The organism is Marinobacter sp. L-46 (genome assembly GCF_056859535.1).
The window spans coordinates 39,821-46,091 of the sequence record NZ_JBSXOP010000064.1 but is presented as its reverse complement, the minus strand read 5'-3'; the positions used below and the strand labels follow the sequence as shown (position 1 = coordinate 46,091).

General features: G+C 57.8%; 7 protein-coding genes and 1 rRNA gene. 1 reads left to right on the top strand and 7 read right to left on the bottom strand.

All coding sequences use genetic code 11. The features are described from left to right. Window positions 1-103, top strand: a 5S ribosomal RNA gene (gene rrf, locus AC13DJ_RS10240); the annotation flags it as partial. 100 nt (window positions 104-203) lie between these two features. Here rrf and AC13DJ_RS10235 read toward each other — a convergent pair. From AC13DJ_RS10235 to AC13DJ_RS10205, 7 genes are all read right to left on the bottom strand, one after another. Further along, window positions 204-452, bottom strand: coding sequence for a sulfurtransferase TusA family protein (locus tag AC13DJ_RS10235; protein WP_022989825.1), 249 nt, complete (start codon window positions 450-452; stop codon window positions 204-206). Beyond that, on the bottom strand, window positions 436-561 hold the full coding sequence (locus tag AC13DJ_RS10230) for a hypothetical protein (RefSeq protein WP_266096169.1): 126 nt from the start codon (window positions 559-561) through the stop codon (window positions 436-438). The genes AC13DJ_RS10235 and AC13DJ_RS10230 overlap by 17 nt, the downstream gene beginning before the upstream one ends. Further along, window positions 558-1,730, bottom strand: a complete 1,173-nt coding sequence (locus tag AC13DJ_RS10225; protein ID WP_288371917.1) for a formate dehydrogenase subunit gamma — start codon at window positions 1,728-1,730, stop codon at window positions 558-560. The genes AC13DJ_RS10230 and AC13DJ_RS10225 overlap by 4 nt, the downstream gene beginning before the upstream one ends. Before the next feature lie 88 nt (window positions 1,731-1,818). Further along, entirely contained in the window at window positions 1,819-2,427 is a 609-nt protein-coding gene (fdh3B, locus tag AC13DJ_RS10220) for a formate dehydrogenase FDH3 subunit beta (protein ID WP_036219858.1), read from the bottom strand. 15 nt (window positions 2,428-2,442) lie between these two features. After that, window positions 2,443-5,250 (bottom strand): formate dehydrogenase subunit alpha, encoded by a 2,808-nt coding sequence (locus tag AC13DJ_RS10215; protein WP_482934069.1) that lies wholly within the window; start codon window positions 5,248-5,250, stop codon window positions 2,443-2,445. A 165-nt stretch (window positions 5,251-5,415) separates the two neighbouring features. Beyond that, window positions 5,416-5,604 carry a hypothetical protein gene (locus tag AC13DJ_RS10210; protein ID WP_199456033.1) on the bottom strand — a complete coding sequence of 63 codons (189 nt, stop codon included), beginning with the start codon at window positions 5,602-5,604 and terminating at the stop codon, window positions 5,416-5,418. A gap of 41 nt (window positions 5,605-5,645) precedes the next feature. Further along, entirely contained in the window at window positions 5,646-6,257 is a 612-nt protein-coding gene (locus AC13DJ_RS10205; protein ID WP_474544095.1) for a TorD/DmsD family molecular chaperone, read from the bottom strand. Between the last annotated feature and the right edge of the window lie 14 nt (window positions 6,258-6,271).

The window sequence follows — 6,271 nt, the reverse complement described above, 5'->3', positions numbered from 1 at the left end:
TAGCGGTCTGGAACCACCTGATCCCATCCCGAACTCAGACGTGAAACAGACCAGCGCCGATGGTAGTGTGGTTCGCCCATGTGAGAGTAGGTCATCGTCAGGCTCTTAATACCAAAACCCCCGACAGCGTTGCTGCCGGGGTTTTTTTCATTTCAGGTCTGGGAAAAATGAAAGTCTGCAGAAAGAATCCAAAGGCATTCTCTCTAAGCCAGGCAAATCCGATAGCGGAGCACGCCGGCCTCCTCCTCGCGAATCCATTCAATCCGGTGCCCTGTGATATCGCACAGCGCCTGCATGTCCTTACGGCCACTGGGGTCATCGGCCAGGAACTCGACCTGGGTCCCGCTGGGTAACCCCTGGGTGCGTTTCTTGAAGCGGAGAATAGGGAGGGGGCATACCAAGCCGACGGCATCGATCTGGTATACCTCGGTTTGATCAGTCAAGTCGTACACTCTCACTGCTGCCCTGTTCCGCTGAAGACCAGCCGAACTGGTTCAGAACAACCGGGGCGAGCGAGGCTATGATCAATGCTACGACAAATGCGGAAATCATTACCTTCATGATGATCCTCCTTTGCCTTGTTTGGCCTCTTCCTCTTCTACCCAGAGGTCGTGGTGCTGGCGAGCCCATTCCAGGTCAACCTGGCCGCTACCCATCGCATCGAATGCGCCTTCCATACCCACAGTGCCGATATAGATATGGGCGATGATGGCCAGCATCATCACGAATGCCACGATCGAATGCCAGATGTTGGCATATTGCATTTCCTCGTGTGGTGTCAGCTCTGTTGGCAGGCCTGTGCCCAGAATGCTGTTGATGACACCGAAGGTGTCGCCGAAAAGAGGCATCTGGAACGGGAACAGCAGGGATAATCCGGAAAGCGAGACAGACACACCCAGCAGCATCACGGTCCAGAAAACGACCTTCTGGCCTGCGTTGAATTTCCTGGCCGATGGATGGCCCTTGGTGAAGATGCCGCCCCCCGCCTTGATCCACTGCCAATCTAGTTTGTCAGGTATGTTATGCGCTACCCACATCACAAATGTCATAACCAGGCCGAGCATGAATGCCCAGGCAATGTTGTTGTGAAGCCACTTTGAACCGACTGCGAGGGTCGAAAAGGCATCGAGCCCGATCACCGGGATCAGGAAACTGCGGCCCATCAAGGTCAGCAGCCCCGTTACGCCCAGGGCTATGAACGAGCCGGCCAGCAGCCAGTGACCAAACCGCTCTATGGCTTTGAATCGTTCAATGGTCGTGCCCGCAGGGCCGCCATCAATCATGATTTTGCCACGCACAAAGTAGAACACCACGAGCAGCACGATGATCCCCAGCAGGGCACCACCGCCCCAGGTGATGATGGGTCCTTCCCGCAGTTTGTACCAACTGATGCCCCCGTCCTGGATCATGACGCCATTGGCCGGGCCCGGAGACTGCACGGTGGGGTCGATCTGGTTATAGCGAATCGCGCGCCAGGTGTCGGCATCCGAGACGCCGCCCCGTGTTCCCAGCTGTTCTGTGATTGGTGCCGCCTTCTCAGGATTGCCCAGATTTTCGGACCGGAAACTGTCGTCCAGTTTCTGCTGCTCCTGGCGGCGCATGATATCTTCGAGGGTCTGGGCACCCCCGGTTGCTGTGCGGTCAACCTCCGGGCCCTCTTGCGCCCAGGCAGGGTTGAATATCAGTGACGCCAGCACAAGGGCGGCGGCACCCAACAGACGTTTGTTCATCAGAGTACTCCAGCGGAATCAACAAGAAGGCGTTGTGGCTGAAGAAGTTCCGGAGCTCGGGGAGCTCCGGAACTTCGTTCAGATCAGCTTATGCACCTTTCTTCTCGTAGGCTGTGCCCCATCCCCAGGCGCCGGAACCGAAACCACGGTTCACCACGCGCTGGCGATAGATGTCCGCCACCTCGTTGCCGTCACCGGCAAGCAGGGCTTTGGTCGAGCACATTTCCGCACAGATCGGCAGTTTGCCTTCCGCAATACGGTTGCGGCCGTACTTGGTGAATTCGGCTGCGGAATTGTCTTCCTCAGGACCGCCTGCACAGAAGGTGCATTTGTCCATCTTGCCGCGGCTGCCAAAGTTGCCCGCTTGCGGGAACTGGGGCGCACCGAACGGGCAGGCGTAGAAACAATAGCCACAACCGATACACAGGTCCTTGGAATGCAGCACGATGCCGTCCTCGGTCTGGTAGAAGCAGTCCACCGGACAAACCGCCATACAGGGCGCGTCTGAACAGTGCATGCAAGCTACCGAGATCGACCGCTCGCCCGGCTTGCCATCTTCGATGGTTACCACTCGGCGACGGTTGATGCCCCAGGGGACTTCGTGCTCGTTTTTACAGGCCGTTACGCAGGCATTACATTCGATGCAGCGCTCGGCGTCGCAAAGGAATTTTGCTCTTGCTTGTCCTTCAAGTGCCATGGTCTACACCTCTTGTTATGCTGGTTCGATCGCACACAGGGTGCACTTGGTCTCTTGCATCTGCGTGACCGAGTCGTACCCGTATGTCTGAACGGTGTTAGTGGATTCACCCAGTACGTAAGGATCGGAACCCTTCGGGTATTTGTCCCTCAGGTCCTTTCCTTCCAGGTGCCCGCCGAAGTGGAAAGGCATGAAGGCAACACCTTCGCCAACCCTTTCGGTCACCATGGCCTTGACCCTGATGCGCGCGCCCTCCGGGCCGGAAACCCAGACGTCTTTACCGTCACGGATGTTCAGGTTATTGGCATCACGCGGGTTTATTTCGATGAACATATCCTGCTGCAGTTCCGCCAGCCAGGGATTCGAGCGGGTTTCTTCACCACCACCTTCATACTCAACCAGACGGCCGGAGGTCAGAATGATGGGGAAGTCCTTGCTGAAATCCTTCTTCTGAATGGACTCATACAGGGTCGGCACGCGCCAGAAGGTCTTGTCGGCGTAGGTTGGGTAATCTTTGACCAGATCGCGCCGATTGGTGTAAAGCGGTTCACGGTGCAGAGGCACAGGGTCCGGGAAGTTCCAGACAATAGCACGGGCCTTGGCGTTACCAAAGGGCGCGCACTCGTGCTTGATGGCCACACGCTGGATGCCGCCGGACAGGTCGGTTTTCCAGTTGGTCTCGGGGCCTGCCACCGCATCAATGCTGGCACGTTCCTCGGCTGTGAGGTCTTTATCCCAGCCCAGGTCCATCAGCATCTGCATGGTGAACTCCGGGTAGCCGTCCTTAATGTCGGAATCCTTGGAGTACACGCCATCGGCCAACAGGTTATTGCCGTTATGCTCAACACCGAAGCGGGCGCGGAAAGTCAGGCCGCCCTTGGACACCGGTAGCGACATGTCGTACAGGTTCGGTGTTCCCGGGTGGTTCATTTCCGCCGTACCCCAGCACGGCCATGGCAGACCGTAGATATCGCCATCGCAAGGTCCACCGACTGCGCGCAGGGTGGTCTTGTCGAAGTGATGCTGGTTGGCCATGTGTTTCTTCAGGCGCTCGGGCGATTGGCCGGTATAGCCGATAGTCCACATGCCACGGTTGAACTCATGGGTGATGTCTTCCACCACCGGTTCGTCGCCCTCAATAGCAATATTGCGAAACATGCGGTCTGTGAAGCCAAACTTGTCCGAAAACAGCTTCATGATCTCGTGGTCGACCTTGGAGTCGAACAACGGCTCGATGACCTTTTCACGCCACTGCAGGGAACGGTTCGATGCGGTAACGGAACCGCGGGTTTCGAACTGGGTGGTTGCCGGCAGCAGGTAGGCACCGTCTTTGCGATCGTGCAGCACGGCCGACACGGTCGGGAACGGGTCTACAACCACCAGCAGGTCCAGTTTTTCCATCGCTTCTTTCATTTCGAGCATACGGGTCTGCGAGTTGGGCGCGTGGCCCCACAGCACCATGGCCCGTGTGTTGTCAGGCTGCTCGAGGTTTTCCTTGGCTTCCAGGACACCATCAATCCAGCGGGAAACCGGGATACCTTTCTCGTTCATCATGGGTTTGGTTTTGCCATTCCTGTCCAGGGTGGCAAAGCGGCCTTTCAGCCAATCGATGTCTTCTTCCCAGACCCGCGCCCAGTGGGCCCATGAACCAGCCGCCAGGCCATAGTAGCCGGGCAGGGTATCTGCCAGTACGCCGAGGTCGGTAGCGCCCTGAACGTTGTCGTGGCCACGGAAAATATTGGTACCGCCGCCAGCGACACCCATGTTGCCCAGTGCCAGTTGCAGGATGCTGTAAGCGCGGGTGTTGTTGTTACCGTTGGAGTGCTGGGTACCCCCCATACACCAGATCACCGTGCCCGGACGGTTATTGACCAGGGTGCGGGCGACACGTTCCAGCTGTGCGCCGGGGGTGCCGGTTACCCGCTCGACTTCCTCTGGGTTCCAGCGTTTGACCTCTTCGCGAATCTGCTCCATGCCGTATACGCGGGTACGGATGAATTCCTTGTCTTCCCAGCGGTTTTCGAAGATGTGCCAGAGAATACCCCAGACCAGCGCTACGTCAGTGCCCGGGCGGAAACGCACATACTCGTCGGCATGGGCGGCTGTGCGGGTGAAGCGCGGGTCACACACGATAAGCGGTGCGTTGTTCTCTTCCTTGGCTTTCAGGACGTGCAGCAGGGACACCGGATGCGCCTCGGCCGGGTTGCCCCCGATAATGAAAATGGCCTTGGAATTGTGGATGTCGTTGTACGAGTTGGTCATCGCACCGTAGCCCCAGGTGTTGGCTACACCGGCGACGGTGGTGGAGTGGCAGATTCGGGCCTGGTGGTCGACGTTATTGGTGCCCCAGTAGGCCGCAAACTTACGGAACAGATAGGCCTGCTCGTTGCTGAATTTCGCACTGCCCAGCCAGTAGACGGAATCAGGGCCGCTTTCCTCACGGATCTGCAGCATCTTGTCGCCGATTTCGTTAATGGCCGTATCCCAGGAAATCTTCTGCCACTGGCCGTTGACCATTTTCATGGGGTACTTCAGACGCCGTTCGCCGTGGGCGTGCTCCCGCACAGAAGCGCCTTTGGCGCAGTGTGAGCCCAGGTTGAACGGGCTGTCCCATCCGGGCTCCTGCCCGACCCAGGTGCCATTCTGTACCTCGGCAATCACGGTGCAGCCTACCGAGCAATGGGTGCATACAGACTTTTTAAGCACCATTTCCCCACCTTCGGTTGATGGGGTTGCAGCCTGAACCCGGCCCGATGTCAGTGATAAGGCCGCCAGGCCTCCCACCGTTACACCGGAAGCCGCCAGAAAACTACGACGGTCCATAGTCTTGGCAGCGAGGGATGAAAGTAAAGATCCTTTACGGGGGCCTTTCGCAACCCCGTTGGTCTTCTTCCGTAACATGTCACCTACCTCTCTCTTTTTATTCTCGTTTTTCCGGAGGTGTGATCATCCAAGAGCGTCACGCAACCTTGAATGATTCACGCATCCTTAAAAGCGAGCCGATTCGAAATACTTGCGAGTGTGTTCAGTGTCGCGCAGACCGCTGCTTTTCGGGGCGTCTGTTGCCACCCCGGCTGCAGCGTTCGGTGCAACGGCCATGGCAACAGCAGCGGGTGCTGCGGATGCGGCCAGTTGCAGGAAACGGCGCCGACTGTTTTCACGCTTCGGGCTGTCCATCGGACTCCTCCACCTGAGTTAAGGGATCGGGCAGATCCCGGTTATTGAATTGCAAAGGCATCCGCCTCTACCGCCATGAAGGCCCGGCCCAGCGAGCCGACCGGAGCGTAGAGGACTGAGCTTTGCGCTTCTTCCAGATCCGTAAAAAACAACGCCGCCCACTTTGCCATGTGGGCGTCAAAAAAAGCTTTCTGTGATGACACATCGCTGTCGCAGGCGAACTCGCCGGTGATAATGCCCGCCATGATTTCGCATAGGGTGCCGATGTGATCTTCCGGTTCTTTCACGTCGTCGCTGACCTTCACTCCCCGGGCCATCAGGTCGGTGCGCAGGTCGGCCAGCGGTTTCTCGTTCAGGAAGCCGGTCAGGTAATAACTGGCATAGGGCAACAGCTCACCCCGGCCCACGCCAATGAACAGGTTGTTGAACTCCTGCTCGGCGTCGACGGCCGTAGTACGTTGGGCAAGGGCGGCCAGATTTTTGTAGGCGGAACCCAGAGGTGTGTCGTCACCCTGCAAGGACGCCAGCCCTTTAAGCAGCTCGTCCGAAGGCGGGCTGCTTAACAATACAGCCAGTAATTGATAGATCTGGGCCCGGGCGCGGTCTTCGCCAGTGATCGAGCGGGGGCATTGAAGTACAGCGGTATCAGACAAGTCTCTTTCCTTCG